Source organism: Curtobacterium guangdongense, from assembly GCF_049341845.1.
In the GTDB taxonomy this organism is placed as follows: Bacteria; Actinomycetota; Actinomycetes; order Actinomycetales; family Microbacteriaceae; genus Curtobacterium; species Curtobacterium guangdongense.
Map to the genome: position 1 here is coordinate 107,007 of NZ_JBMPIT010000009.1, position 26,769 is coordinate 133,775.

A 26,769-nucleotide genomic window follows, 5' to 3' on the forward strand; every position below is an offset into this window, starting at 1 on the left:
ACGCGCTTCACGCAGTACCCGGAGGTCTCCTCGCATGGCCGAGCTCACCCGTCGCCACGTCGTCGTCGTCGCTGGGGGCATCTCGCACGAGCGTGATGTCTCCCTGCGGTCGGGCCGGCGGGTCGCTGACTCGCTGACGGGGTACGGCTGGCAGGTCGACCTCCGGGACGCCGACGCGTCCCTGCTGCCGGCACTCGCCGAGTCCCGCCCCGACGTCGTGTGGCCGGCCCTGCACGGAGCATCAGGTGAGGACGGCGCGCTCCGCGGCATCCTGGAGGCCCTGGACATCCCGTTCGTCGGCTCACGTTCCACGTCGGCCCGGCTGGCATGGGACAAACCCACGGCGTCCGCGTTGGTCGCCAGGACCGGCGTGCACACCCCGCGCTCCGTGACACTGTCCCACGACGTCTTCCGTGAGCTCGGTGCCGTCGGGGTGCTCGAGAGCATCGCGGCCGAGCACCCGGTTCCCCTCGCGGTGAAGCCGGCCCGGGGCGGGAGTGCACAGGGTGTGACGCTCGTCGAGGACACGAACGACCTCCCGCGCGCGATGGTCACGGCGTACACGTACTGCGACGACGTCGTCGTGGAGCAGCTCATCCGGGGCGTCGAGGTGGCCGTGGGGATCATCGACACGGGCGATGGGCCCGTTGCCCTGGCGCCGGTCGAGATCGTGCCCAGGAACGGCTTCTACGGCTTCGAGGCACGCTACAACGCGGGGGAGACGACGTTCTACACCCCCGCCCGCCTCTCGGCCGAGCACGCGGCAGCAGCAGCAGCGGCCGCCGTTGATGCCCACACCGCGCTCGGTCTCCGGCACATCTCCCGGGTCGACCTGATCATCGACGGTGCCGGCACGCCGTGGTTTCTCGAAGCCAACGTGCTCCCGGGGCTCACCGAGACCTCGCTCGTCCCGCAAGCGCTCTCCGCGTCCGGCTTCGACCTCGGGTGGACGTACGCTGAGCTCGCCGAACAGGCGATCCGCGACCACGACGCATAGCCGGTCGCCCGTGCGTCGGTCGTGTGTTCCACGTGGAACCGTCGCGGTCGCGGCGGTACTCGGCGCCGCCAGCGCGACCGTGCTCTGGGCGGAGGCGGTCCACGCGCGTGCGGCGACCCGTCGTCTCGGGAGCATGCCCGTGACGCCCCACGGCCGCGGCGTCGTCGTCGTGCTGGGCTTCGCGAACCGGGGCGTCACGGCGAACAGCATCAATCGGTGGCGTGCTCGGATGGCCGTTCGAGCGGCAATCCCCGGGCGAACCACCATCGTCACCAGTGGGGGTTCGGTCCGCGGTTCGGTTTCCGAGGCGTCCATGCTCGCCCGCGTCATCCGCGCGCATGGGTGGGACGGCCCATTGGTCGAGGAGACGACCAGTACGAACACGTGGGAGAACGTCCGCAACGCGATCCCCGAACTCGAATCCGCTGCGTGGATCGTGTTCGCGTCGAACGCCTTGCACGCCGAGAAGGCACGCGAGTACCTCCGGCGGCAGCGCCCCGACCTCGCAGCACGACTCGTGCGGGGGCAGGAACACCGCTTTGGCGAGATGTTCCACGTGAAACCCGCGTTCGCCGTGGTGGGGCTCGTGAAGCTGCGCGCACTGCGCTGACCGACCGCTGCTGTTCCACGTGGAACACTGACGCTGCCGTGAGCAGCGCTGCTGTCAGCAGCATGCCGTGCGGGCGGTTCCGCACTGGGAGACGCTGAGCACATGGCTGAAGCACCCACGATCCCGATGCTCGACATGCATGCGCGCCGAGAACTGCTCGAGCGGCGTGTGCTCGTCCTCGTCGGGGCTCTCGACGACGACAACGGCACGCTCCTCATGACGCAGCTGCTCACCCTCAGCGCTGACGACCCCACCACTGACATCCAGCTCTGGATCCACTCACCCGGTGGCTCCGTTCCCGCGATGCTCGCGATCCGCGACCTCATGCGGGCGATCCCGAACGACGTCGGGACGCTCGTCCTCGGCATGGCGTGCAGTGCAGGACAGTTCCTGCTCTCCGCCGGGACACCGGGGAAGCGCCGTGCCTTCGCGCACTCCCGAGTGCTGATGCACCAGGGGTCAGCGGGCATCGGCGGCTCGGCCGTGGACATCGAACTCCAGGCGGACGCGCTGCGATCCACCCGCGACACCGTCCTCGGACTCATCGCGAGCGACACCGGGCAGCCACGGGACCGAGTGTTCGAGGACTCCCTGCACGATCACTGGTACTCCGCCCGGGAAGCACTCGACTACGGGTTCGTCGACGTCATCCTCACCAGCACCGAGGACATCGTTCCCACGTCGAGAGCCGGACGGCCGCGGACCGGCTTCGTCGGTACCGGAGCGGAGGTTGCGCGATGAGCGGTTACACGATCCCTAACGTCGTCGCCCGTGATGCGCGCGGCGAACGCATCATGGACGTCTACTCCCATCTGCTCACCGAGCGGATCGTCTACCTCGGTACCGCGATCGACGCCGGGGTGGCGAACACCCTCATCGCGCAGCTGCTGTACCTGGAGTCCGACAACCCGGACTCGGACGTCCAGCTCTACGTCAACTGCGACGGGGGAGACCCGAGCGCGATGCTCGGCATCTACGACACGATGCGGTTCATCAAACCGAAGGTCGCGACGACCTGCGTCGGGCAAGCCGTGGGCGTCGGGGCCGCGCTCCTCGCTGCCGGCGCGGCCGGCAAGCGTGCGGCGCTTCCGCATGCCCGAGTAGTCCTGCATCAACCGGCATCACAGGGGCAGGGGACGATCCCGGACCTCATCCTCCAGGCAGACGAGCTCGTGCGCATCCGGAGCGACATGGAAGCAATCGTTGCGGAACACTCCGGGCAGACGTCCGCACGACTCCGCGCCGACACCGATCACGACCGAGTCTTCTCGGCCGCGCAGGCCTGCGAGTACGGGCTGATCGATCACGTCCTCGCGGCTCGCTGAGGTCAGGCCGCCAGCGCGAATTGCGTTCGGACCTGCGCCTGGGCTTCGGCGCCGTTCCGAGCGCGCGCTCGGAGGCCTTCAGCGACAGCACTCGTGAGGTCGAGCAGGGAGGTGTCGAGCGCCCCGGCCACGGCGGCGAGCATCTCGCTCGACGGCTCCTTGCGACCGCGCTCCATCTCCGACAGGTACTGCGGCGATACTCCCGCACGCCGAGCAATGTCGTTGATGGTCGCGGCTCGCTCACGCCGGAGGTCGCGGAGTCGTGCACCGACCACGTGACGCCACAACGGTTCGGTCGAATGAGTCTCGGACATCAGCGTCTCCTCCAGTCAGGCGTGTCCGTCCAGCCTGGCCGCTCGACGGCGATCGCGATGTTCCACGTGGAACGCCCACAGCGAACAACCGCAGCGCCGGAACTCAGCGCTCGCTCTGATCGCGACAACGGGCCAGATGGACGCGGGCCCGCGGCACCGCCCGCTCGGCCGGGAGACGGGCACACAGCGCCGCTCAGCACCGGTACTGCGCGAGTACGAGACCACCGCGTGCCGGTGTGACCGTCTCCAACACAAGATCGAACCGGCGCTCTCCGCCGAACAGACGCTCCCCGCTGCCGAGGACAATCGGATGCACGATGAGCAGGAGTGTGCCCACCAGCCGCGCGGGGAGCAGGAGCGATCACAGCAGCTCTCCACCCCCACCCCCATCACCACCAGGTTCCCCTCGTGTCGTTCCCGCCGATCTGCAAAGCGAGCCGTGACGTTGGCGGTGACGAAGCCGCAGTTCAGCCAGGGAAGGTCGGCCGTTGTTCCACGTAAAACGATGTACTTGTCGACCGCGTTCCAGTGATTGACCATGTCGTCGTACGTCCGACGACCGAACAGCCTCGAGAACGACAGGCTCATGACGGAACGCATCGCCTCGCCGACCACGGGACCTTGGCCTTCAAGGTCATTGCCGAGCGCAGCCCATCCATCGAGCGTGAACCCATCGCGACGATCCTCGTCGGGACGGCCCAGCCCCTGCATCGCACCGTCGAGCGTGACGTGGTTGATGACCACGATCCCCAGGGCTGCTCTGTTCCACGTGGAACACACGCCCATGGAGGGGGAGGTCAGCCGTTGACGTCCTCAGCCCCCAGCTCGCCGAGGATGCGATTCAGGTCCGCCGCGTTGGCGAAGTCGATCGTGACACGACCCTTGCGGGCACCGACAGCGATCCGGACGCGGGTGTTCAAACGGTCCCCGAGGCGTTCCGCGACGTCCGCAAAGTGCGCGTCACGCTTGCTCGGCTGGGCCGTGGCCTTCTTGGGCGTGCCCTGGGCCAGCTGCTGCGCTGCGGCTTCTGCCTGCCGAACGGAGAGGTCCTCGTTCACGATCTTCTCGGCGAGGTACTCCATCGCTTCGGCATCGGGCGCCGCTAGGATCGCACGAGCGTGTCCCGCGGACAGGACACCGGCCGCGACGCGGCGCTGCACGGGGGAGGGCAGTCGCAGCAGACGGATCGTGTTCGTGATCTGGGGGCGTGAGCGGCCGATGCGCTGCGCGAGCTGCTCCTGGGTGATGCCGAAGTCCGCGAGGAGCTGCTGGTAGGCCGACGCCTCCTCGAGCGGGTTGAGGTTCGCGCGGTGCAGGTTCTCGAGCAGCGCGTCCCGGAGCATCGCGTCGTCCGGAGTGTCCTTGACGATCGCCGGGATGGTCGCGAGACCGAGCTCCTTCGTCGCGCGCAGCCGGCGCTCACCCATGATGAGCTCGTACTGCGGCTCCGTTCCGGTGGCGCCCGCGAGCGGTCGGACGACGATGGGCTGCAGCACGCCGATCTCGCGGATGGAGTGCACGAGTTCCTGGAGCTCCTCCTCGCGGAACTCCAGACGAGGCTGCTGCGCGTTCGGGACGATGTCGAGCGGGTTGAGGTTCGCGAGACGAGCGCCGGGAACCGCGACGAGGTCCTCCGCTGTGCCACCGTCGACGGCCGGCGCCGACGAGGGCGACCCGCCGGTCGGGAAGAACACGTCGACCGGGCGCTCCTGCTGGTCAGCCGCCGTGGGGATGAGTGCGCCGATTCCCCGGCCGAGTCCGGTCCGCTTGGGTGCCATCAGTGCTTCGCTCCTCGTGCTGCGATCTCGGCGGCTGCCTCCAGGTAGGAGAGCGAACCAGTGGAGTTGACGTCGTACGCCACGACGCTCTGCCCGTAGCTCGGCGCTTCGCTCACCCGCACTGACCGGGGGATCATCGCCTTGAGCACCTGGTCACCGAAGTGCTCGCGCACGTCCGCGGCCACCTGGTTGGCGAGGTTCGTCCGGCTGTCGTACATCGTGAGCAGGATCGTCGACACCCGGAGGTTCGGGTTCAGGTGCCGCTCGATGAGCTCGATGTTGCGGAGGAGCTGGCTGAGCCCTTCGAGCGCGTAGTACTCGCACTGGATCGGGATCAGGACCTCTTGTGCGGCGACGAACGCGTTGATGGTCAGCAGGCCGAGGGACGGCGGGCAGTCGATGAAGACGTAGTGGTACGGCTCGTCGAGCGATGAAAGGTACTGATCGAGGGCCGTCCGGAGGCGCTGCTCGCGCGCGACGAGCGACACGAGCTCGATCTCCGCGCCGGCCAGGTGGATGGTCGCGGGGACACACCAGAGCGTCTCGGACTCGGGGGAGCGCTGGACCGTGTCCGCGATCGGTGCCTCGTCGACGATCACGTCGTAGATGCTCGCGACCTCCGCCTGGTGGTTCACACCGAGCGCCGTCGACGCGTTGCCCTGCGGATCGAGGTCGATCACGAGCACTCGCGCACCACCGTGAGCCAGGGCGGCCGCCAGGTTCACGGTCGTCGTGGTCTTCCCGACGCCGCCCTTCTGGTTCGAGACCGTCATGATGCGGGTCTTGTCCGGCAGCGGGAACTGCTTGGTGGCGATGGCTCGCCGTCGCCGGTTCAGATCGGCGATCTCACGCGCGAGCGGCGTCGACGCGTCGTAGTCGGTCGATGAACTCAACGAGTGCCTCTTCCCCGGTTCGATGTTTCACGTGGAACGCGGGGCACTGCGCCCGATCCACGACCGATCTCAGCGCCGCACGGCGTCAGTCAACTGTAGCCCGGAACACCCGCGTGGTCTCCTCGACCACACCGACTCCGAGCTCGAGCACCTCGACATCCGAGAGCCGCTTGCGCAGGATCACCTTGCGTGCCGCAGTCATCTCGTCATCGACCCGCGCACCCTTCATCAGGACGAGCTGCCCACCGGACCGAACAAGAGGCACCGTGATCGGGATCAGCTTCGAGAGCGCACTGACGGCGCGCGCTGTGACCTGGTCGAGCACGAGGTCATCCGACACGTCCTCGGCCCGCGCGCGGAGCACCGTCACGTTGCCGAGGCCCAGCCGGTCCGCCTCGGACTGCAACCAGTCCACCCGACGCTCCATCGGCTCGATGAGCGTCATGGACACATCGGGACGGGCGATTGCGAGCACGAGACCCGGCAACCCAGCACCGGAACCGACGTCGCCGACGCGACCACCAGCCTCCAGGAGAGGTGCCACCAGCGCGGAGTTGAGGATATGTCGCGTCCACAACCGCGGCAGCTCGAGCGGGCCGATGAGGCCGAGCTCCTCACCGCGCCGAGCGAGCTCGTTCGTGAACGATCGAGCCACCTCGAGCCGGTCACCGAACAGCGTCGCGGCGACCGCCGGTTCAGCTTCGAGGACCGGGGCGTCCGTCATCGGGTGATGACCGTGTGACGGTCGCGACCCTCGCCCTCGGACTCCGAACGGAAGCCCTTCTCGGCGACGAGGTCGTGGACGAGCTTCCGCTCGTAGGACGACATCGGGGGGAGTGCTGCGGACGCCGAGCCCGCTTCGATGCGCTCGACTGCGGTGTCCACGAGCCGCTGGAGCTCGGACGCGCGGGCGTCACGCGAGCCGCCGACGTCCAGGATGAGACGGCTGAACTCGCCGGTCTCCGCCTGCACGGCGATGCGCGTGAGCTCCTGGAGCGCCGACACCGTGTCCGGCTTCGCGAGGACGCGCAGCGCGTTGCCCTCGTCGGTCACCGAGAGGTAGACGCGACCAGCACGCTCCTCGATCTCAATGTCACCGTCGAGGTCGCAGATGTCGAGGAGTTCCTCGATGTAGTCGGCGGCGATGTCCGCCTCGTCGCGGGTGTCGTCGTCGACCTCGGTGGGCTCGACGGTGGCGGCGATGTCCTGCTCGGTCACTTACTTCTTCCCGTTCTTCTTCGAGCGCTGCTTGCCGACCGGCTGCTGACGCTGGGTCGTGACGCGCACGGCTTCGATCTCCGCCGCACCCGCGCCGGTACCGGCCTCGGCCAGGACGCCGGCGGGAGTACCGCGACGCTGGGCCTTCTTCGCCAGGCGGGCTTCACGGGCAAGGGCTGCCTCGGACCCAGGGGTCGGCATGCTGCGGATGACGAAGTACTGCTGCGCCATCGTCCAGATGTTGGAGGCGAGCCAGTAGAACATGACGCCGAGGGGGAACGAGAGACCCGAGATCACGAAGATCAGGGGGAGCACGTACAGCATCATCTTCTGCTGGCGGTACATCGGAGACTCCTTGGTCTCCGGGGACATGTTCTTCGCGACGAGCTGCAGCTGCGTGATGAACTGCGACGCCGTCATCACGACGATCATGAAGCCCGCGATGACCCTGACTTCCCAGCCGGACGCGTTCGTGAAGGTCTCGTGCAGCGGGGCACCGAAGAGCGAGGCGTTCCCGAACGACGCGGCGAGGTCGTTCGTCAGCAGGCCGATACCCGTCTTGTTGATCTGCGCTTCGTGCAGCACCGAGTACAGCGAGAAGAAGATCGGCATCTGCAGCAGCAGGGGCAGGCAGGAGCTCAGCGGGTTCGTCCCGGTCTCTTTGTAGAGCGCCATGGTCTCGCGGCTCATGGCCTCACGCGAGAACTGGTCCTTCTTGCCCTTGTACTTGTCCTGGATCTTCTTGAGCTGCGGCGCGACCTCGAGCATGCGGCGCTGCGACTTGATCTGCCGCACGAAGATCGGGATGAGCGCGGCGCGGACCACGAAGGTCAGGAAGATGATCGACAGCACCCAGGTGATGCCGGCGCCCGGGTCCATGCCGAGGGACTCGAAGACCCAGTGGAAGCCGACCAGGATGGCGGAGACCACCCACTTGAGCGGCCAGAGGATCGTACCGATGAGGTCCATGAGGACGGTCACGCCTTTCGAGTGCGCTGGGGGAGCAGCACCGGGCGGACCATGCCGACCGAGGACTGCGATTGCTGCTGGGCCGGCGCGAGCACGAAGCCGAACCGGTTCACGATGAAGGGCTTGCGCCGCTCGGGGACGTCGTCGATGCCGCCGGCGGCCCAGGGGTTGCACCGGCCGATCCGCCACGCGCCCATCGCGGTGCCGCGGACGACGCCGTACTGCTGGATCGCCTCCAGCGCGTAGCGAGAGCACGAGGGGTGGTACCGGCAGACGTTGCCGTACAGCGGGGAGATGACGGCACGGTAGGCGCGGAGCACGACGACGCAGGCGTTGCGAGGGAGCAACGCTGCCACCCACAGGGCCCGCATCAGGAGCGTCCGGTTCATGCTGCCTTCTCCACACCGCGCGCGAACGATCGCGAGACGTCTTCGAGCAGGGTAGGCCATCCGGCCTGCGCAGCGGCTGGCAGTGCGCGGACCACCACGTCGTGCCCGACGGGCACAGAGACGAGCAGCTCGTAGGCGATCGCCTTGAGCCGACGCCGGACGAGGTTGCGGGTCACCGCGTTCCCGACCGTCTTCGCGACGATGAAGCCGAACCGGGTGGGCGCCGACGCGTCCGATGTGCGACGGACCACCGAGACGACGACGTTCGCCGTGGCGCTCCTGCGACCACGACGCACGGTGTTCCGGTAGTCGTCCCCACGGACGATGCGGTTCCCACGGGCGAGCACGGCGTCACCGACCGATCGCAGGGCACACCGAAGCGCCGCCCGGTCGGACACGGGGTCCGACCGACGCGGCGCGGGGTGCAGCTGCGACCAGGTCCGTCTTACGCGGAGAGTTCGGTGCGGCCCTTGGCACGGCGTGCGGCCAAGATGGCGCGGCCGGCGCGGGTGCGCATACGGAGACGGAAGCCGTGCTTCTTGGCGCGGCGACGGTTGTTCGGCTGGAAGGTGCGCTTGCTCATGATCTTCTCCACACGGCTGCTCGAGGCGAGCCGTCACGAATACGTTGGTTGACGCAGGTGGGCGCGACCAAGGGGGCCGCAGTCAACTGGTTAACGGTACGTGACAGCAGCGAGGAGGTCAAACGCCGATCACCCCGTTCTTCAGGACTGCCAGGACGGAGGCCGTTGTCCACATTGGGGACAACTTCCGTTCGGTGCGACCCGCCTCGGTCCTTTACAGTGGTCGGAACGATCCGCCCGCAGGCCCGGTACGACGGGGGAGCACTCCGACCTCGCGGCCCAGGGTGATCGTGGACAACACTGTGGACAACCCTGTGGGAAGCCCGCGGCACGACGGCGTCGACGAAGCCACCCGAAGCCACGGACGACTCGCCGGGAACCGACCGCCGCCGCGCCCGCCCGTGCGCCCTGGCACGTCCGCAGGCACCGACCACACGAGACCCCTGGAGACGAGCGCGACATGACGATGCCGGCCGACCCCGTCGAGGACCTCTGGTCGTCGGTCCTCGGACTCCTCGCGGAGGACGACCGGATCACCCCGCAGCTGCACGGGTTCCTCAACCTCGTCGAGCCGAAGGGCGTCCTCGCCGGCACCCTCTACCTCGAGGTCCCGAACGACCTCACCCGCGGCATGCTCGAGCAGCGCATCCGAGTGCCCATCACCGAGGCGGTCTCCCGCATCGGCGACGACACCGTGGCGAACTTCGCGATCACCGTGAACCCGGACATGGCCTCGGAACCCCGTGTCGAACCGACCGTGCCGACCTACGCCGAACCCGTCGCCGCCGACCAGGTCGTCGAGCAGAGCGCTGCACCCCGGCAGTACATCGAGGCACCGTTCGTCCCGAGCCAGATCGACGCTCCGGGGACGAGCGGTCGCCCGGAGTCGCGGCTGAACCCGAAGTACAACTTCGACAACTTCGTCATCGGCGCATCGAACCGGTTCGCCCACGCAGCCGCGGTCGCCGTGGCGGAAGCGCCGGCGAAGGCATACAACCCGCTCTTCATCTACGGCGACTCCGGCCTCGGCAAGACGCACCTGCTGCACGCGATCGGCCACTACGCCGAGAGCCTCTACCCGGGGATCCGGGTGCGGTACGTGTCGAGCGAGGAGTTCACCAACGACTTCATCAACTCGATCGCGAACAACCGCTCGAACCAGTTCCAGCAGCGGTACCGCGACATCGACATCCTCCTGATCGACGACATCCAGTTCCTCCAGGGCAAGGACTCGACGCAGGAAGCCTTCTTCCACACGTTCAACACGCTGCACGACCACAACAAGCAGGTCGTCATCACGTCCGACGTCGCACCGAAGCACCTCACCGGCTTCGAGGACCGGATGCGCAGCCGGTTCGAGTGGGGCCTGATCACCGACGTCCAGGCGCCGGACCTCGAGACCCGCATCGCGATCCTCCGCAAGAAGGCGCAGTCCGACCACCTGCAGGTGCCGGACGACATCCTCGAGTTCATGGCGTCGAAGGTGTCGAGCAACATCCGCGAGCTGGAAGGGACACTCATCCGCGTCACCGCCTTCGCGAGCCTGAACCGGACGGCCGTCGACATGGCGCTCGTGCAGACGGTCCTGAAGGACCTGATCACGCTCGACGAGGACAACGTCATCGCGCCGACGGACATCATCAACCACACCGCGGAGTACTTCAAGCTCTCGGTCGACGACCTCTACGGGTCGTCCCGCTCGCAGGCGATCGCCACCGCACGCCAGATCGCGATGTACCTCTGCCGGGAGCTGACGAGCCTGTCGCTGCCGAAGATCGGGCAGCTGTTCGGCAACCGGGACCACACCACGGTGATGTACGCGAACAAGAAGATCGCGGAGCTCATGAAAGAGCGTCGGTCCATCTACAACCAAGTGACCGAGCTGACGAGCCGGATCAAGCAGGACCGCCGGTACCGCTGAGCGCATCGCTCGCGTCCGTCTGAACATCTGTTCTCACGCTCTGGAGGCTCGACTCGCGACCGCGGATCGGCCTCCTTCGGCGCGCGTCCACCATCTGAGACGGTTCCATGCGGCGGAGTTCTCACAGTGTGGAAAGCCTGTGGATAACTGTGGATGACACGCCGGATGGTTGTTCACAGTGGATGGGCCATCTGTGGAGACTGGGGATGGAAGTGGATAGATGAGATTCATTCATCCCGTTAACGCTCACACCCCGCCCACAAGTCACACGGTTGTAGTTCCCTGTCGCTGACAGGCATGCACAGAGTTATCCACAGTGTGCACAGGCGTTAACACTCTTATTCCTGCTTAACGATCGGGATCCCTGGGCCAACCTTGTGGACGGCGGGATGACAAGAAATCCGGGTCCCGCTGGGCTGTGCCACAATGGGGCGGCCGGACAGTCCAACGATCGACAGGGGTCCCAGCTGTGAAGTTCGAGGTCAACCGGGACGTCTTCTCCGAAGCCGTCTCATTCGCGGTGAAGCTCCTCCCACAGCGCACGACCCTCCCGATCCTGTCGGGTGTCCTCATCCACGCAGAGGGCGATCGACTGACGCTCTCGTCGTTCGACTACGAGGTCTCGGCGCAGACGTCCATCGCGGCGCAGATCGACGACGCGGGCACGGTCCTCGTCTCCGGTCGCCTGCTGAACGACATCGCGAGCCGCCTGCCGAACGCACCCGTCACGTTCTCCACGGACGAGTCACGGATCACCGTCACCTGCGGATCCGCGCACTTCACGCTGCTGAGCATGCCGGTCGAGGAGTACCCGACCCTCCCCGAAGTCGGCGCCCAGACCGGTGTGATCCCGGGCGACGCCTTCTCGGAAGCCGTCTCCCAGGTCGCGGTCGCCGCGAGCCGCGACGACGTCACCCCCGTCATCACCGGCGTCCAGCTCGAGGTCGGCGACAACGACCTCTCCCTCATCGCCACGGACCGCTACCGCGTCGCGGTCCGCACCATCGCGTGGGACTCCGGCCGCGTCGGTTCCGAGCCGATGCACGCGCTCGTCCCTGCCCGCACCCTGCAGGAAGTCGGCCGCACGTTCGGCTCCGCGTCGACGGTGTCGGTCTCGATCAGCGGCACCTCGGACCGCGAGCTCATCGCGTTCCACGCCGACGACAAGACCGTGACGTCCCTGCTCATCAAGGGCAACTACCCGCCGGTCCGCCGGCTCTTCCCCGAGACCGTCCAGGACCACGCCGTGATCAACACGGCAGAGCTGGTCGAAGCGGTCCGACGGGTCTCCCTCGTCCTGGAGCGCGAAGCAGCGCTCCGGTTCTCCTTCACGGTCGACGGGCTCACGCTCGAGGCGATCGGTTCCGAACAAGCGCAGGCGTCAGAGTCGATCGATGCGTTGCTGACCGGTGAGGAAACGGTGGTCTCGCTGAAGCCCGCCTTCCTCCTGGACGGGTTGAACGCGGTGCACTCCGAGTTCGTCCGCATCTCCTTCACCAAGACGGAGAACCCCAACAAGCCGGGCCCGGTGCTCATCACCGGCCAGTCCTCCCGCGAGGAACCGGCGACGGACGGATACCGGTACCTGCTGCAGCCCAATCTCCTGCTGCGGTAAGCGCAACAGCCGAACACTGCGCTGACGCGCCACCCCTGCATCAGCGCGACGACGAACAGAAGAGGAAATCATGCACATCGGTCTTGTCGGCCTCGGTCGCATGGGCAACAACATGCGTGCCCGTCTCCGCAACGCAGGCATCGAGGTCACCGGGTACGACGCGAACCCCGCCGTCTCCGATGTCGCCAGCCTCGCCGAACTCGCAACAGCGCTCCCCGAGGGCAAGAAGCTCGTCTGGGTCATGGTCCCGCACGGCAAGATCACGGACGACGTGATCACCGAGCTCGCCGGGGTCCTCGGCGAGGGCGACCTCGTCATCGACGGCGGCAACTCGAAGTGGCTCGACGACACCAAGCACGCCGAGCAGCTCGCGGCGAACGGCATCCGCTACATGGACGCCGGCGTCTCCGGTGGCGTCTGGGGCAAGGACAACGGCTACGGCCTGATGGTCGGCGGCGACGCGGCTGACGTCGAGTTCGCGATGCCGGTCTTCGACGCGCTCCGCCCCGAGGGCCCGCGCGAAGAGGGCTTCTCGCACGCCGGTGCCGTCGGCGCCGGGCACTACGCCAAGATGGTGCACAACGGCATCGAGTACGCGATCATGCAGGCCTACGGCGAGGGCTACGAGCTCCTCGAGGCGAAGGACATCATCACCGACGTCCCCGCCGTCTTCGCCGGATGGCAGCGCGGCACGGTCGTGCGCTCCTGGCTGCTCGACCTGCTCGTGCTCGCGATCAACGAGGACCCGAAGCTCGCCGAGCTCGAGGGCTACGTCGACGACTCCGGCGAGGGCCGTTGGACCCTCGAAGAGGCGATCGAGCTCGCGGTCCCGATGCCCGCGCTCTCCGCGGCCATGTTCGCGCGCTTCGTCTCGCGTCAGGGCAGCGAGTCCCCGACGATGAAGGCCGTCGCGGCGCTCCGCAACCAGTTCGGCGGCCACGCCGTCAAGAAGTCCTAGGACTTCCCGGGGGAACCCGGCACCGGCCCGCGTGCACGTCGACCATCTCCAACTGACCGACTTCCGGAACTACCGGGAGGCGGACGTCGACCTCGCACGCGGGCCGAACCTCTTCGTCGGGAGGAACGGCCAGGGCAAGACGAACCTCGTTGAGTCCATCGCCTACCTCTCCACCCTCGGCTCGCACCGCGTCCCCACCGACGCGGCACTCGTCCGGCAGGGCTGCGACGCGGCGATCGTCCGCGCACGGCTCGCCCACGAGGAACGCAGCATCCTCGCCGAGGTGCAGATCAACCGCTCCGGCTCGAACCGGGCGCAGATCAACCGGGCGCCGATCAAGCCCCGCGAGCTCCCGCGGTACTGCACGAGCGTCCTCTTCGCACCGGAGGACCTGGCACTCGTCCGCGGCGAACCGTCCGGCCGACGCCGCATGCTCGACGAGCTCCTCGTGCAGATCGCCCCGCGGATGCAGGGCGTCCTCGCCGACTACGACCGGACGCTCCGGCAGCGGAACACCCTGCTGAAGTCCGCGCGGGCGACCGGCGCGAAGTCGGGATCGCTCGCGACGCTCGACGTCTGGGACGAGCGCCTCGTGGCCTTCGGCTCCGAGATCATCGCAGCGCGTGACCACCTCACCCGCCGCCTCGCGCCGTTCGTCGCGGAGGCGTACGCGACCGTCGCCGGCGAGCGGCACGAGGCGTCGATCACCGGGGTGCTGTCGGTCCGCGGCGGCGATCCGGAAGACGCGGACGCGACCGATCCGGTGCTCGGGACACCCGATGAGCCGGTTACCGTCCCGGCAGCGGCGGAGGCGTTCCGGGGTGCGCTCGAACGCCGTCGCCGCGACGAGCTCGAGCGTGGTCTGACGCTCGCCGGCCCACATCGGGACGACGTGCTCTTCCAGCTGAACGGGTTACCGGCGCGTGGGTACGCCAGTCACGGCGAATCGTGGTCGTTCGCCCTCGCGATCCAGCTCGCGAGCGCATCGATCCTCCGCGCCGAGTCGACCCTCGGCGACCCGATCATCATCCTCGACGACGTGTTCGCGGAACTCGACGAATCACGGCGCGAGCGCCTCGGCAACGCGGTGGCGGACTACGAACAGGTCCTCATCACCGCTGCGGTGTTCGGTGACGTGCCCCAGCAGCTGGCCGCGCACACGGTCCGGATCGAGCACGGCACCATCGTGACCGACGAGGCGGACCCGACCCGAGCCTCCAGTCCGGCCGAACCGGACGCGGCGGAAGCCGACCACTGATGCCGCGCCCCTGGAAGCCGACCGAACCCAGTCGGGTCTACCTGCACTTCAAGCAGGTGTTCGGCGACCCGTCGAAGCGCGGCATCGACGCACGCCGCCGGCGGGCGAAGGAGTTCGAGTCCGATACGGTGCCCTATGGCCGCGGACGGGAACCGAAGGGCCTCGGCGACATCGTCGGATCCCTCGCCGCCGAACTCGGCTGGACCGAGCCGCTCGCCCGCTCCGAGCTCTTCACGGACTGGCCGAGCGTCGTGGGCGACGAACTCGCGAAGCACTCCCGGCCGGTCACGATCGAGGACGGCGCCCTCGTCATCCGATGCGACTCGACGGCGTGGGCGACGCAGCTCCGACTGATGCGCGCGAGCGTCACGACGACCATCGCGGAACGGCACCCGCAGGCAGGGGTGGAATCGATCCGGGTTTCTGGCCCGGACGCCCCCACCTGGAAACGCGGCCCCAGGACGGTCCAGGGGCGCGGTCCTCGCGACACCTACGGTTGAGCAGACGAAATCATCCTCTCGTCGCGAAATCGGCCGTCAAACGGCCGATTTCGCCTTCGAAAGAGGGGCTGCTGGGATAGACTGGGCGGTGCAGTGCGTGGGTGTTCCGCGCGCAGGCAAGGAGCACTCTCGACATGACATCAGAATCTGAAGACGACCGCCAGACCTCTCCCGAACCGTCGTACGGCGCAGACCAGATTCAGGTGCTCGAGGGGCTCGAGGCCGTCCGCAAGCGCCCCGGCATGTACATCGGCTCGACGGGCCCGCGCGGTCTGCACCACCTGGTGCAGGAGATCGTCGACAACTCCGTCGACGAGGCCCTCGCCGGCTACTGCGACACCATCGACGTCACCATCCGCGAAGACGGTGGCGTCCGCGTGGTCGACAACGGCCGCGGCATCCCGGTCGACGTCCACGCGGCGGAGGGCGTCTCGACACTCCAGGTCGTGCTCACAGTCCTGCACGCCGGCGGCAAGTTCGGTGGCGGCGGGTACGCGGTGTCCGGTGGTCTGCACGGCGTCGGTTCCTCCGTCGTGAACGCGCTCAGCTCGGAACTCGACGTCGAGGTCCGCCGCCAGGGGCACGTCTACCGCCAGAGCTACACCGACGGCGTCCCGGTGGCCCCCGTGTCCGAAGACGAAGCCACCGACGAGACCGGCACCACGATCACGTTCTGGCCGAACGCCGAGATCTTCGAGACCGTCGTCTTCGACTACGAGACCCTCCGCGCACGCTTCCAGCAGATGGCGTTCCTCAACAAGGGGCTCCGGATCAACCTCAAGGACGAGCGCACCCCGGACGAGGGCGAGGAGTCCCGTCACGACACGTTCCGGTACGAGCGCGGTCTGGCCGACTACGTCGAGTACCTCGGCAAGCAGAAGAAGGCCGATCTGGTCCACCCCGACGTCATCGGCTTTGAGGCAGAGGACCCGGAGCGCAAGATCGCGCTCGAGGTCGCGATGCAGTGGAACACCTCCTACCAGGAGAGCGTCCACACCTTCGCGAACACGATCAACACGCACGAGGGCGGGACCCACGAAGAAGGGTTCCGCGCCGCGCTCACCACGCTGGTGAACCGGTACGCGCGCGAAGCCAAGATCATCAAGGAGAAGGACGACAACCTCACGGGTGACGACATCCGTGAAGGGCTGACCGCCGTCATCTCCGTCAAGCTCGGCGAGCCGCAGTTCGAGGGCCAGACGAAGACCAAGCTCGGCAACACCGAGGCGAAGTCCTTCGTGCAGCGCGTCGTCGGCACCGAGCTCACGCACTGGTTCGAGAGCAACCCGACGCAGGCCCGCGACGTCGTCCGCAAGGCGATCCAGGCGTCACAGGCCCGGCTCGCGGCGCGCAAGGCCCGTGAGACCACGCGCCGCAAGGGGCTGCTCGAGTCCGGTGGCATGCCCGGCAAGCTCAAGGACTGCCAGTCGAAGGACCCGACCCTGTCGGAGATCTTCATGGTCGAGGGTGACTCCGCCGGCGGTTCCGCCGTGCAGGGCCGCAACCCGATGACCCAGGCGATCCTGCCCCTTCGTGGCAAGATCCTGAACGTCGAGAAGGCCCGCCTCGACCGCGCCCTGGCGAACCAGGAGATCCAGTCGATGATCACGGCGTTCGGCGCCGGCATCGGTGAGGACTTCGACCCGGACAAAGCCAGGTACCACAAGATCGTGCTCATGGCCGATGCCGACGTCGACGGCCAGCACATCACGACGCTGCTGCTCACGCTGCTGTTCCGCTACATGCGGCCGCTCATCGAGCGCGGCTACGTGTACCTCGCACAGCCCCCGCTGTACCGCCTGAAGTGGTCGAACTCGGCGCACGAGTACGTGTTCAGCGACCGTGAGCGCGACGCGCTGCTGCAGTCCGGCATCGCCGCAGGCAAGCGCATCCCGAAGGACAACGGGATCCAGCGCTACAAGGGTCTCGGCGAGATGGACTACAAGGAGCTCTGGGACACCACGATGAACCCGGACACCCGCACGCTCCTGCAGGTCACGCTCGAGGACGCCGCCGCCGTGGACAGCGTGTTCGCGACCCTGATGGGTGAGGACGTCGACGCCCGACGCTCCTTCATCCAGCAGAACGCCAAGGACGTCCGCTTCCTGGACATCTAAGGCCTGGAGGCGCGGTGTGAGCCGCGTCGACCAGTCCGGACCACCTGTGGTCGCGCCCGGCGCGACTGACGGAACCACGGCCTCCAGGCTGTGCAGAAAGGGAACGAAGCCACATGGCTGACGACAACGACACCGGCGCCGACGAGCAGCCCGAGATCGTGCACGGCGACAGCGGGGACATCGTCGTCTCCGGTGACCGCATCTCGCAGGTCGACCTGCAGCTCGAGATGCAGCGCTCGTACCTCGACTACGCGATGTCCGTCATCGTCGGTCGTGCGCTGCCCGAGGTGCGCGACGGCCTGAAGCCGGTGCACCGTCGCGTGATCTACGCGATGTACGACGGCGGCTACCGACCGGACCGCGCGTTCTCGAAGTGCTCCCGCGTCGTCGGCGACGTCATGGGACAGTTCCACCCGCACGGCGACAGCGCGATCTACGACGCGCTCGTCCGCCTCGTGCAGCCGTGGTCGCTCCGGTACCCGCTCGCGCTCGGCCAGGGCAACTTCGGTTCCCCCGGCAACGACGGTGCTGCTGCTCCGCGGTACACCGAGACCAAGATGGCGCCGCTCGCCATGGAGATGGTCCGGGACATCGACGAGGAGACCGTCGACTTCCAGGACAACTACGACGGTCGCACGCAGGAGCCCGCCATCCTGCCGGCTCGGTTCCCGAACCTGCTCGTGAACGGCTCGGTCGGCATCGCGGTCGGCATGGCGACGAACATCCCGCCGCACAACCTGCGCGAAGTCGCTGCCGGCGCGAAGTGGGCGCTCGAGAACCCCGACGCCACGCGTGAAGAACTCCTCGGTGCGCTCATGCAGCGCATCAAGGGACCGGACTTCCCGACCGGGGCGCAGATCCTCGGCGTCAAGGGCATCCAGGACGCGTACCGCACCGGCCGTGGCTCGATCACGATGCGTGCCGTCGTCAGCGTCGAGGAGATCCAGGGTCGCACCTGCCTCGTCGTCACCGAGCTGCCGTACCAGGTCAACCCCGACAACCTCGCGATCAAGATCGCCGAGCTCGTCAAGGACGGCCGGCTCGCGGGCGTCGCGGACATCCGCGACGAGACCTCGGGTCGAACCGGCCAGCGCCTCGTCATCGTGCTGAAGCGCGACGCGGTCGCCAAGGTCGTGCTGAACAACCTGTACAAGCACACGCAGCTGCAGGAGAACTTCGGCGCGAACATGCTCGCGATCGTCGACGGTGTGCCCCGCACGCTGGCGCTCGACGGCTTCATCTCGGCGTGGGTCGACCACCAGATCGACGTCATCGTCCGCCGGACCCAGTACCGGCTGCGCGAAGCCGAGAAGCGCGCGCACATCCTCCGCGGATACCTGGCGGCGCTCGACGCCCTCGACGAGGTCATCGCGCTCATCCGTCGGTCGCCCGACGTCGAAGAGGCCCGCACCGGCCTGATGGACCTGCTGTCCGTCGACGAGATCCAGGCCCGGGCGATCCTCGAGCTCCAGCTCCGTCGTCTGGCCGCCCTCGAGCGTCAGAAGATCCACGAAGAGGCCGAGGCCCTCGAGCTCAAGATCGCGGACTTCAACGACATCCTGGCGTCGGAGACCCGGCAGCGCTCGATCATCGGCGAGGAGCTCGACGAGATCGTCGAGCGCTTCGGTGACGACCGTCGCAGCGAGATCATGCTCGGCTACGACGGCGACATGTCGATCGAGGACCTCATCCCCGAGGAAGAGGTCGTCGTCACGATCACCCGCGGTGGCTACGTCAAGCGCACCCGCAGCGACCAGTACCGCTCGCAGCACCGCGGCGGACGTGGTGTGCGTGGCGCCCAGCTCCGCGCCGACGACGTGGTGGAGCACTTCTTCGTCACGACGACGCACCACTGGCTGCTGTTCCTCACCGACCAGGGTCGTGTCTACCGGGCGAAGGCGTACGAGCTGCAGGAGGCCGGGCGTGACGCCAAGGGCCAGCACTCCGCGAACCTCCTCGCGATGCAGCCGGACGAGCAGATCCAGCAGGTGCTCGACATCCGCGACTACGAGGCGGCGCAGTACCTCGTGCTCGCCACCGAGCAGGGTCTCGTGAAGAAGACCGCGCTCACCGAGTACGACACGAACCGCACCGGCGGCATCATCGCGATCAACCTGCGCGACGGCGACAAGCTCCGCTCGGCACTGCTCGTCGACGAGTCCGACGACCTGCTCCTCGTGTCCCGGCACGGCATGTCGCTCCGCTTCACCGCGACGAACGACACCCTCCGCCCGATGGGTCGCTCGACCTCCGGCGTGAAGGGCATGTCCTTCCGCGACGGCGATTCGCTGCTCGCGGCACGGGTCGTGTCCGACGACGGGTTCGTGTGGGTCATGACCGAGGGCGGCTACGCCAAGCGCACCTCCGTCGACCAGTACCGCACCCAGGGCCGTGGCGGACTCGGCATCAAGGTGGCCAAGCTGGCGGCCGACCGAGGTGACCTTGTGGGTGCTCTCATCGTCGGCGAGGACGACGAGGTGCTCGTCGTGCTCCAATCGGGCAAGGTGGTAAGGTCTGCCGTGGCCGAGGTCCCTGCCAAGGGTCGAGACACGATGGGCGTCGTCTTCGCGAGGTTCGCGGAGAACGACCGGATCATCGCGGTGGCCCGGAACAGTGAGCGGAACCTGGACGACCAGGACGACGCCGAGATCGAGCCTGCGGGCCCGGTGGAGTCGGTCAGCCCGGACGAAGCGGCCGCCGACCCCGTCGAACCCGAGGCCGGAGAGGACCAGTCAAGCAATGAGTAGTGTCGCCGAGAAGCTCCAGAAGAAGGCGAAGCGGCCCGTCGGCACCCGTCAGGTGCGGCTGCGGCTCGTGTACGTCGACTTCTGGTCGATGGTGAAGCTCAGCTTCCTGATCGCCCTGGCCGGCAGCATCGTGATCGTCGTCGCGACGGCGCTGGTGTGGGTCATCCTCAACCAGACCGGGGTGTTCACCCAGATCGACGCCCTCCTCAAGGACGTCACCGGGCAGAACAACTACTCGATCATGGACCAGTTCTCGCTGGGCCAGGTGCTCGGGTTCTCCATCGTGGTGGGCATCCTCAACGTGGTCGTCGGCACCGTGCTCGGCGCGATCGTGAGCGTGCTGTACAACCTCAGCGTGCGCATCACGGGCGGTCTGCTCGTGGGCTTCACGAACAACTGACACACCCGGTCCGGATGGGCCGCCCGCTCGATTTCGTTCCGACGGATTCGTACGGTAGGCTTTCATCCGGTCTGAGGGGCTATAGCTCAGGCGGTTAGAGCGCTTCGCTGATAACGAAGAGGTCCAAGGTTCAAGTCCTTGTAGCCCCACCATCCCCTTCCGGGGGCCTTAGCTCAGTTGGTAGAGCGCCTGCTTTGCAAGCAGGATGTCGGGAGTTCGATTCTCCCAGGCTCCACAATCTCATCCGCGCCGCCGCCCCTGCGGCGCGACGTCGCTGACTGTTCGGTCGCCGGTGCTCGTCTGCGCTCCGGCGCGCCGCTCCGCGATGGTCGGCGGCGCGTGCCGCGACCGGCCCGTGGGTGGTTCCGCCCGTCGTCCTCTCGTCCTTCGTCGTTTTGCGCCGCCTCCTGCGGTGAGATCGCGGGTTGTGTCGGGTCGCGATGCGGTGAGGCGACGCGGAGTGCGATCTCGGGGCCGCGTCGGGCCTGGCGCGCGCCGGACGGGAGGCTCGGTGCGCGGCCGCCGCGAGCCTCCCGTCCGGCGGCCCTCGCGCGCGCGACGACCGTTGCGGTGAGATCGCGGTTCGTGTCGGGTCGCGACGGGGTGCGGCGACACGAAGCGCGATCTGGGGCGACTCGCTCGGTGTTCCTCGGGTCGGACGGTTTTGGCGTGGAGCGACGAGGTTCCGCGACTCGCCGCTCACTGCCGTCGGGGTTCCACGACTCGCGGTGGCGGCGCGTCGAGATGCCGTCATTGTGGAACCTCGTGGCGCCCCAGCGGCGGGGACGACGAAGGGCCCCGGCGTGTGCCGGGGCCCTTCGTACGAACCGGGAGGTCAGGCGGCGGACTTGTCCGCCGAGTCGGCGTCGTCGGCGACCCAGAGGTCGTCGTCGGCGCGCAGCGTCTGGTACGCGGCGTAGGCGGCACCGGCGACGGCGACCACACCCACCACGATCAGGGCGACTCCGCCGAAGCCGATGCCCTTCTTCTGCTGCGACGGCACGTACTTCGCTGCCGCCTTCTTCGCCTTCTTGCCCTTCTTCTGGGCGTCCTTCACGATCTTCTTGACCCGGGGGTCCTTCGCGAGGTCGACCACGCTGAGCACCGAGCCCGCAGTGGACACGAGGCCGGGAACGACCTCGGACTGGAAGCGGTGCGAGGCGTTCTGCGCGGCAGACGTCGCTGCGTGCACGCCCGTCGCGACAGCCGGGCGGATGCCGCTGTCGATCGCGTGCTGGACGCGGGGGGCGATGTCCTTGCGAGCAGCATCGGCTGCGTTCGAGCGCGCCTCGGCGAGGATCGCGTTCGCGTGCTCGAGCACCTTGCGCTGCTCACCGAGGAGCGAGGCGGTCTGGCCCTTGAGCTTCTTGATCTGCTTCCGGCGCTTGCGCGGCAGTTCGATCGTCGTCATCTGGTACCTCCATCGGAACGGCGTGACACCCATCCTGCCACCGGAGCACCTGACAGGTCACGGAGCCTCACCTGTGGGTACCGTCTGTACGCAGCGGACGCATGCGAGAATCGGAACATGTCTCTGCACACCGCTGTCGCAACGATCCACACGAACAAGGGCGACATCCGCGTCAACCTGTTCGGCAACCACGCCCCGAAGACCGTCAAGAACTTCGTCGACCTCGCGACGGGCCAGCAGGAGTGGACCCACCCGGGCACCGGCAAGGTCTCCACCGACAAGCTCTACGACGGCGTGGTCTTCCACCGCATCATCAAGGACTTCATGATCCAGGGCGGCGACCCGCTCGGCCAGGGCATCGGCGGCCCCGGTTACCGCTTCGACGACGAGATCTCCCCCGAGCTCACCTTCCAGAACCCGTACATCTTCGCGATGGCGAACGCCGGCATCCAGGGCGGCCGCGGCACCAACGGCTCGCAGTTCTTCATCACGACCGTCGCGACGCCGTGGCTCCAGGGCAAGCACACCATCTTCGGTGAGGTCGCCGACGACGAGTCCCGCGCGGTCGTCGACACGATCGAGGGCGTTCCGACCGACGGCCGCGACAAGCCGCTCGAGGACGTCGTCATCAACAGCATCGACGTCGAGTCCGTCTGACCTTGACCGACCAGGCGTACAACCCGGCCAACTACTGCTACCGGCACCCGGACCGGCAGAGCTTCGTCCTGTGCCAACGGTGCGGGCGGACCATCTGCCCTGAGTGCCAGACGCCGGCGGCGGTCGGGGTGCACTGCCCTGAGTGCGTGCGTGAACAGCGCGCGCAGTTCACGGCGAACCGCCGCGCGTCCGGAGCCCCGAGCAGGGTCACGGTCGCGCGGCGGCGCTTCGCCATGCTCGACCAGAAGGCGACCGTCGTCATCGTCGCCGTCTCCGTGGTCGTCTGGCTGCTGGACCAGGTGTCCAACCGGGCGCTGACGCAGCTGCTCGGCTACAACGCCTACTACCTGCCGACGCAGCCGTGGCGGATGGTCACGTCGCTGTTCGTCCACTCGGGCTTCCTCCACATCGCGTTCAACATGTGGGCGGTGTGGATCTTCGGCCGGATGCTGGAGAACATGCTCGGGACCTGGCGGTTCCTGGCGTTGTACTTCATCTCCGGCCTGGCTGGGTCGATGGCGGTCACGCTGCTCGCTCCCCAGACGTCGGTCGTCGGCGCCTCCGGAGCGATCTTCGGCCTGTTCGCCGCGTTCTTCATGATCCAGCGCAGCCTCGGTGGCAACGCCGTCTCGCTGCTCGTGATCATCGGCCTGAACCTCGTGATCGGCTTCCTGCCCGGGACGAACATCTCGTGGCAGGCGCACATCGGCGGGATCGCCGCGGGCTTCCTGACCGGGTACATCTTCGCGAAGACCCGGAACGTCCGGCGACGTGGCCTGCAGATCACCCTGCTCGTCGCCGAGGCGGTGTTGATCGTCGTTCTGGCGTACGTCGGGTACGCGATCGCATTCACCTGATCAGGCGACCACGCGAGCGCTCGACGCCCCGCCACTCTCCGGAGTGGCGGGGCGTTTTCGTGCCTGTGGACAACTCCCTGAGTTACACCGGTGTGATTATCCCCACTGTGGATTCACATGTGGATAACTCCGGGACGGGGGTGTGGAACGGCGTGTGGAGAACTCCTTGGACTGTGGAAAACGGGTGGAAACCGCTTCGATCCCACAGGAGCCTGTGGAAAACGAGAACGCCCGCCGCACCGATCGGTGCAGCGGGCGTTCGACGACGCGTGAGCCGGGCTGTCAGCGCCAGCGAGTGGTCATGAGGAAGCCGATGAACATGATGCCGAAGCCGACGAGGATGTTCCACGAGTTCAGCGAGGGAACCGGGAGGGTGCCCTGCGAGACGTAGAACACGATCACCCAGGCGAGTCCGACGAGCATGAAGCCGAACATGACCGGCTTGAACCACACGGGGTTGGGCTGGTCGCCCGCCGTGTCGACCGAGTCGGCTCGGGTCCTCCGGGCGGGCTTGGTGCGGTCCTTGTCCTTGGCCATGGCCGGTATCCTACCGTGAACATGTGTGTGCACAGCCCCCACGGAGCCTGCACACGACCCCCACGAGTACGGTGAACCGACCATGACCAGGATCCTCGTCGTCGACAACTACGACAGCTTCGTCTACACGCTCAACGGCTACGTCCAGCAGCTCGGCGCGGAGACCGACGTCGTGCGCAACGACGCGTTCCCCGAGTCCGAGATCGCGGACCGGATCGCCGAGTACGACGGCGTCCTGCTCTCCCCCGGCCCGGGCACACCCGCAGCCGCCGGCATCTCGATCGAGACCGTCCACGCGGCCATCGCGGACGACAAGCCGCTGCTCGGTGTCTGCCTCGGCCACCAGGCGATCGCCGAGGCCCTCGGCGCCACGGTGACCCACGCCGAAGAGCTCATGCACGGGAAGACCTCGCAGGTCGACCACGACGGCAGCACCCTCTTCGCCGGCGTGCCGCACCCGTTCACGGCCACGCGCTACCACTCGCTCGCGATCGTCGACGGCACCGTCCCCGACGAGCTCACCGTGACGGCACGCACCGGCGGCGGCGTCATCATGGGTGTCCAGCACCAGGACGCCCCGGTCTACGGCGTGCAGTTCCACCCGGAGTCGGTCCTCACCGAGGGCGGCTACCGGATGGTCGGCAACTGGCTCGAGACGACCGGACTCGCCGGCGCAGCGGAGCGCGCAGCGGGCTTGGGCCCGCTCATCGCGGCCCACCGCGCCTGAAAGTCCCGCGGTCGGTCACCGGACCTGATCCGGTCCACCCGGGCCCTGGACGCCACCGGAGGTCGGCCTGGAGGCTCGTGGCGGGCCGGCACCGTGCCTCCCGTCCGGCGATCGGCCGGGACGAGCGGTCAGTTGCCGCCGTCGCCCCCGTCACCACTGTTGTCCTTGCCGTTCCCACCGTCGCCGCCGCTCGGGGTCGCCGGGGCGCTCGGCTGGTTCGACGCGGCGCAGTAGGTGAGCACGACGGTGCTGCCCTGGGCGATGTCGCCGGCCGGCTGGTCCTGCTGCGTCACCGTGCCACCGGTGCAGGAGTAGGACGCCTGCTGCTTCACCGTGAGCCCGAGGTTCGCGAGCGTCGAGTTGGCGGTCGAGAACGGCTGCTGCGTGACGTCCGGGAGCTGCACCAGGCCGTTGGACACCGTGAGGTTCACGACCGTGCCCTTGGTGTGCGTGGAGTTCGCCGCGGGGTCGGTGGACATGACGGTGCCTTGCGGCACGGTCGGCGAGTAGGTCGAGTTGACCGCTCCGACCGCGAAGCCGGCTGCCTCGAGCGCCTGCTGTGCGGCGTCCTGTGCCTGGTTGGCGACGTCGGGGACCGCGATCTGCTCCGGCCCCAGCGAGACGACCACACGGACGTTCTGCTTCCTGGCGACGTTCGTGCCGGATCCGGGCTCGGTGCGGATGACCGATCCCTTGTCGACCTTGTCGGAGTTCTGCTCCACCTTGACGGGCACGAGGTCGCGCTTGTCGAGCGCCTTGGCGGCGGAGTCGTAGGTGGCGCCGACGACGTTCGGCACGCTGACCGACGACGACACCGGGGCCTGACCGGGCTGCAGGTTCGCGACCCAGAAGACCACGCCGGCGATCACGGCGATCGTCAGGACGATGCCGACCCAGATCCACGCCACCGGTGGACGGTTCTGCGTGCGCTGCGGTCGGTGCTCCTGCGTGTCGTCGAGCTCGCGGAACGCCACCTCCGGGTTGGAGGTCGTCCGCGGGTTCACGCCGAAGAGCACGGTCGAGGCGTCGTTCGCGCTCTGCTGCAGCTTCTTCGTCGACGCGGGGACCTGTCCGGCGGCGGCCTGCTCGAGGTCGCGGCGGAACTCGGCGGCGTTCTGGAACCGACGCGTGCGGTCCTTGACAAGGGCGTGCAGCGTGACCGCGTCGAGCGCCGGCGACACCGCGGGGGTGATCGTCGACGGGGCGACGGGCTGCTCGCTGACGTGCTGGTAGGCGACGGCGACGGGCGAGTCCCCGAGGAACGGCGGACGGCCGGTCAGGAGCTCGAAGAGGACGATGCCGGTCGAGTAGAGGTCGGTGCGCGCGTCGACGGTCTCGCCGCGGGCCTGCTCCGGCGAGAAGTACGACGCGGTGCCGAGGATCGACGTGGTCTGCGCGACCGTGGCGGACGTGTCGGTGATGGCTCGGGCGATGCCGAAGTCCATCACCTTGACCTGCCCGGTGGCCGTCACCATGACGTTGGCGGGCTTGATGTCACGGTGCACGACGCCGGCGCGGTGGGAGTACTCGAGTGCGGTGAGGATGCCGCTCGTCAGGCGGACGGCTTCGTCCGGCTCGACGGGTCCGTCGCCGACGACCTCGCTGAGCGGGCGGCCCTCGACGTACTCCATGACGATGAACGGCACCTGCACCTCGGCGCCGGACTGCTCGGTGACGGTCTCCTCGCCGGCGTCGTAGACGCGGACGATCGTCGGGTGCGCCATGCGCGCGGCAGCCTGTGCTTCCTGCCGGAAGCGTGTGCGGAAGGCCGGGTCGTTGGCGAGGCTCGGCTTCAGGAGCTTGACGGCGACACGGCGGCCGAGCCGCGTGTCCTGGCCCACGTGCACGGTGGCCATGCCGCCACGACCGATGACATCACCGATCTCGTAGCGATTTGCGAGGAGCGTGATCCCCGCGGTCACACCTTCTGGCACGTACTCCTCCGAATGTCCGTCGGGGCAAGTGTACGACAGCCCATCCTGGTGAGA

General features: G+C 67.9%; 28 protein-coding genes and 2 tRNA genes. 17 read left to right on the top strand and 13 right to left on the bottom strand.

Annotated elements, in window-relative coordinates; all coding sequences use genetic code 11:
• Positions 1–34: 34 nt before the first annotated feature.
• The 4 genes from ACO0E1_RS15280 to ACO0E1_RS15295 all read left to right on the top strand — a co-directional run bounded on the left by ACO0E1_RS15280 (position 35) and on the right by ACO0E1_RS15295 (position 2,932).
• The gene (locus tag ACO0E1_RS15280; RefSeq protein WP_422874954.1) at positions 35–997 is read left to right on the top strand and encodes a D-alanine--D-alanine ligase family protein; all 963 of its coding nucleotides are present in this window, start codon (positions 35–37) and stop codon (positions 995–997) included.
• A 133-nt stretch (positions 998–1,130) separates the two neighbouring features.
• Positions 1,131–1,607 (top strand): YdcF family protein, encoded by a 477-nt coding sequence (locus ACO0E1_RS15285; RefSeq protein ID WP_422874955.1) that lies wholly within the window; start codon positions 1,131–1,133, stop codon positions 1,605–1,607.
• A gap of 102 nt (positions 1,608–1,709) precedes the next feature.
• Positions 1,710–2,348 (top strand): ClpP family protease, encoded by a 639-nt coding sequence (locus tag ACO0E1_RS15290; RefSeq protein ID WP_422874956.1) that lies wholly within the window; start codon positions 1,710–1,712, stop codon positions 2,346–2,348.
• Positions 2,345–2,932 carry a ClpP family protease gene (locus ACO0E1_RS15295; RefSeq protein ID WP_422874957.1) on the top strand — a complete coding sequence of 196 codons (588 nt, stop codon included), beginning with the start codon at positions 2,345–2,347 and terminating at the stop codon, positions 2,930–2,932. The genes ACO0E1_RS15290 and ACO0E1_RS15295 overlap by 4 nt, the downstream gene beginning before the upstream one ends.
• A 2-nt stretch (positions 2,933–2,934) precedes the next feature.
• Here ACO0E1_RS15295 and ACO0E1_RS15300 read toward each other — a convergent pair whose 3' ends face one another.
• The 10 genes from ACO0E1_RS15300 to rpmH form a co-directional block, all read right to left on the bottom strand.
• Complete coding sequence (locus ACO0E1_RS15300) at positions 2,935–3,246, bottom strand: helix-turn-helix domain-containing protein (RefSeq protein ID WP_422874958.1); 312 nt, start codon at positions 3,244–3,246, stop codon at positions 2,935–2,937.
• 15 nt (positions 3,247–3,261) lie between these two features.
• Positions 3,262–3,990: a dihydrofolate reductase family protein gene (locus ACO0E1_RS15305; RefSeq protein ID WP_422874959.1), complete on the bottom strand. Its 729-nt coding sequence runs from the start codon at positions 3,988–3,990 to the stop codon at positions 3,262–3,264.
• 53 nt (positions 3,991–4,043) lie between these two features.
• On the bottom strand, positions 4,044–5,024 hold the full coding sequence (locus ACO0E1_RS15310; RefSeq protein ID WP_422874960.1) for a ParB/RepB/Spo0J family partition protein: 981 nt from the start codon (positions 5,022–5,024) through the stop codon (positions 4,044–4,046).
• Positions 5,024–5,917 (bottom strand): ParA family protein, encoded by an 894-nt coding sequence (locus ACO0E1_RS15315; RefSeq protein ID WP_422874961.1) that lies wholly within the window; start codon positions 5,915–5,917, stop codon positions 5,024–5,026. The genes ACO0E1_RS15310 and ACO0E1_RS15315 overlap by 1 nt, the downstream gene beginning before the upstream one ends.
• 85 nt (positions 5,918–6,002) lie before the next feature.
• Complete coding sequence (gene rsmG, locus ACO0E1_RS15320) at positions 6,003–6,641, bottom strand: 16S rRNA (guanine(527)-N(7))-methyltransferase RsmG (protein ID WP_422874962.1); 639 nt, start codon at positions 6,639–6,641, stop codon at positions 6,003–6,005.
• Positions 6,638–7,135, bottom strand: a complete 498-nt coding sequence (locus tag ACO0E1_RS15325) for a Jag family protein (RefSeq protein ID WP_402727547.1) — start codon at positions 7,133–7,135, stop codon at positions 6,638–6,640. Before ACO0E1_RS15325 ends, rsmG begins: the two co-directional genes overlap by 4 nt.
• Positions 7,136–8,104 (bottom strand): membrane protein insertase YidC, encoded by a 969-nt coding sequence (yidC, locus tag ACO0E1_RS15330; protein WP_422875004.1) that lies wholly within the window; start codon positions 8,102–8,104, stop codon positions 7,136–7,138.
• A gap of 8 nt (positions 8,105–8,112) precedes the next feature.
• On the bottom strand, positions 8,113–8,493 hold the full coding sequence (yidD, locus tag ACO0E1_RS15335; RefSeq protein ID WP_422874963.1) for a membrane protein insertion efficiency factor YidD: 381 nt from the start codon (positions 8,491–8,493) through the stop codon (positions 8,113–8,115).
• Positions 8,490–8,840 (bottom strand): ribonuclease P protein component, encoded by a 351-nt coding sequence (gene rnpA, locus ACO0E1_RS15340; protein WP_422874964.1) that lies wholly within the window; start codon positions 8,838–8,840, stop codon positions 8,490–8,492. The genes yidD and rnpA overlap by 4 nt, the downstream gene beginning before the upstream one ends.
• Positions 8,841–8,938: 98 nt before the next feature.
• Positions 8,939–9,076, bottom strand: coding sequence for a 50S ribosomal protein L34 (gene rpmH / locus ACO0E1_RS15345; protein WP_071299798.1), 138 nt, complete (start codon positions 9,074–9,076; stop codon positions 8,939–8,941).
• A 460-nt stretch (positions 9,077–9,536) separates the two neighbouring features.
• Between rpmH and dnaA the strand changes: the two genes are divergently transcribed.
• The 10 genes from dnaA to ACO0E1_RS15395 all read left to right on the top strand — a co-directional run bounded on the left by dnaA (position 9,537) and on the right by ACO0E1_RS15395 (position 20,827).
• A complete protein-coding gene (dnaA, locus tag ACO0E1_RS15350) occupies positions 9,537–10,997 on the top strand; it encodes a chromosomal replication initiator protein DnaA (protein WP_402727549.1) in 1,461 nt (486 codons plus the stop codon).
• A gap of 469 nt (positions 10,998–11,466) precedes the next feature.
• Positions 11,467–12,612, top strand: a complete 1,146-nt coding sequence (gene dnaN, locus ACO0E1_RS15355) for a DNA polymerase III subunit beta (RefSeq protein ID WP_422874965.1) — start codon at positions 11,467–11,469, stop codon at positions 12,610–12,612.
• Positions 12,613–12,682: 70 nt separating this feature from the next.
• On the top strand, positions 12,683–13,570 hold the full coding sequence (gene gnd, locus ACO0E1_RS15360) for a phosphogluconate dehydrogenase (NAD(+)-dependent, decarboxylating) (RefSeq protein ID WP_402727551.1): 888 nt from the start codon (positions 12,683–12,685) through the stop codon (positions 13,568–13,570).
• Positions 13,571–13,601: 31 nt separating this feature from the next.
• Positions 13,602–14,828, top strand: coding sequence for a DNA replication/repair protein RecF (gene recF, locus ACO0E1_RS15365; protein WP_422874966.1), 1,227 nt, complete (start codon positions 13,602–13,604; stop codon positions 14,826–14,828).
• Positions 14,828–15,328, top strand: coding sequence for a DciA family protein (locus ACO0E1_RS15370; protein WP_422874967.1), 501 nt, complete (start codon positions 14,828–14,830; stop codon positions 15,326–15,328). The genes recF and ACO0E1_RS15370 overlap by 1 nt, the downstream gene beginning before the upstream one ends.
• A gap of 134 nt (positions 15,329–15,462) precedes the next feature.
• Complete coding sequence (gene gyrB / locus ACO0E1_RS15375) at positions 15,463–17,445, top strand: DNA topoisomerase (ATP-hydrolyzing) subunit B (RefSeq protein WP_281266305.1); 1,983 nt, start codon at positions 15,463–15,465, stop codon at positions 17,443–17,445.
• 113 nt (positions 17,446–17,558) lie between these two features.
• A complete protein-coding gene (gene gyrA / locus ACO0E1_RS15380; protein ID WP_422874968.1) occupies positions 17,559–20,192 on the top strand; it encodes a DNA gyrase subunit A in 2,634 nt (877 codons plus the stop codon).
• Entirely contained in the window at positions 20,185–20,592 is a 408-nt protein-coding gene (locus tag ACO0E1_RS15385) for a DUF3566 domain-containing protein (protein ID WP_070417462.1), read from the top strand. The genes gyrA and ACO0E1_RS15385 overlap by 8 nt, the downstream gene beginning before the upstream one ends.
• Before the next feature lie 75 nt (positions 20,593–20,667).
• A tRNA-Ile gene (locus tag ACO0E1_RS15390) sits at positions 20,668–20,744 on the top strand.
• Positions 20,745–20,754: 10 nt separating this feature from the next.
• A tRNA-Ala gene (locus tag ACO0E1_RS15395) sits at positions 20,755–20,827 on the top strand.
• Between the two features lie 600 nt (positions 20,828–21,427).
• Here ACO0E1_RS15395 and ACO0E1_RS15400 read toward each other — a convergent pair.
• A complete protein-coding gene (locus tag ACO0E1_RS15400) occupies positions 21,428–22,003 on the bottom strand; it encodes a hypothetical protein (protein ID WP_281266307.1) in 576 nt (191 codons plus the stop codon).
• A 117-nt stretch (positions 22,004–22,120) separates the two neighbouring features.
• Between ACO0E1_RS15400 and ACO0E1_RS15405 the strand changes: the two genes are divergently transcribed.
• Positions 22,121–22,660, top strand: a complete 540-nt coding sequence (locus ACO0E1_RS15405) for a peptidylprolyl isomerase (RefSeq protein ID WP_422874969.1) — start codon at positions 22,121–22,123, stop codon at positions 22,658–22,660.
• A gap of 146 nt (positions 22,661–22,806) precedes the next feature.
• Positions 22,807–23,517: a rhomboid family intramembrane serine protease gene (locus ACO0E1_RS15410; protein WP_422874970.1), complete on the top strand. Its 711-nt coding sequence runs from the start codon at positions 22,807–22,809 to the stop codon at positions 23,515–23,517.
• 282 nt (positions 23,518–23,799) lie between these two features.
• On the opposite strand, the gene ACO0E1_RS15415 is transcribed toward ACO0E1_RS15410, so the two are convergent.
• Complete coding sequence (locus tag ACO0E1_RS15415; protein WP_422874971.1) at positions 23,800–24,054, bottom strand: cell division protein CrgA; 255 nt, start codon at positions 24,052–24,054, stop codon at positions 23,800–23,802.
• Positions 24,055–24,136: 82 nt separating this feature from the next.
• Here ACO0E1_RS15415 and ACO0E1_RS15420 point away from each other — a divergent pair, with 82 nt between their 5' ends.
• Positions 24,137–24,781 (top strand): anthranilate synthase component II, encoded by a 645-nt coding sequence (locus tag ACO0E1_RS15420; protein WP_422874972.1) that lies wholly within the window; start codon positions 24,137–24,139, stop codon positions 24,779–24,781.
• 128 nt (positions 24,782–24,909) lie between these two features.
• Here the strand turns inward: ACO0E1_RS15420 and pknB are convergent, their stop codons facing one another.
• Positions 24,910–26,715: a Stk1 family PASTA domain-containing Ser/Thr kinase gene (pknB, locus tag ACO0E1_RS15425; protein WP_422874973.1), complete on the bottom strand. Its 1,806-nt coding sequence runs from the start codon at positions 26,713–26,715 to the stop codon at positions 24,910–24,912.
• Between the last annotated feature and the right edge of the window lie 54 nt (positions 26,716–26,769).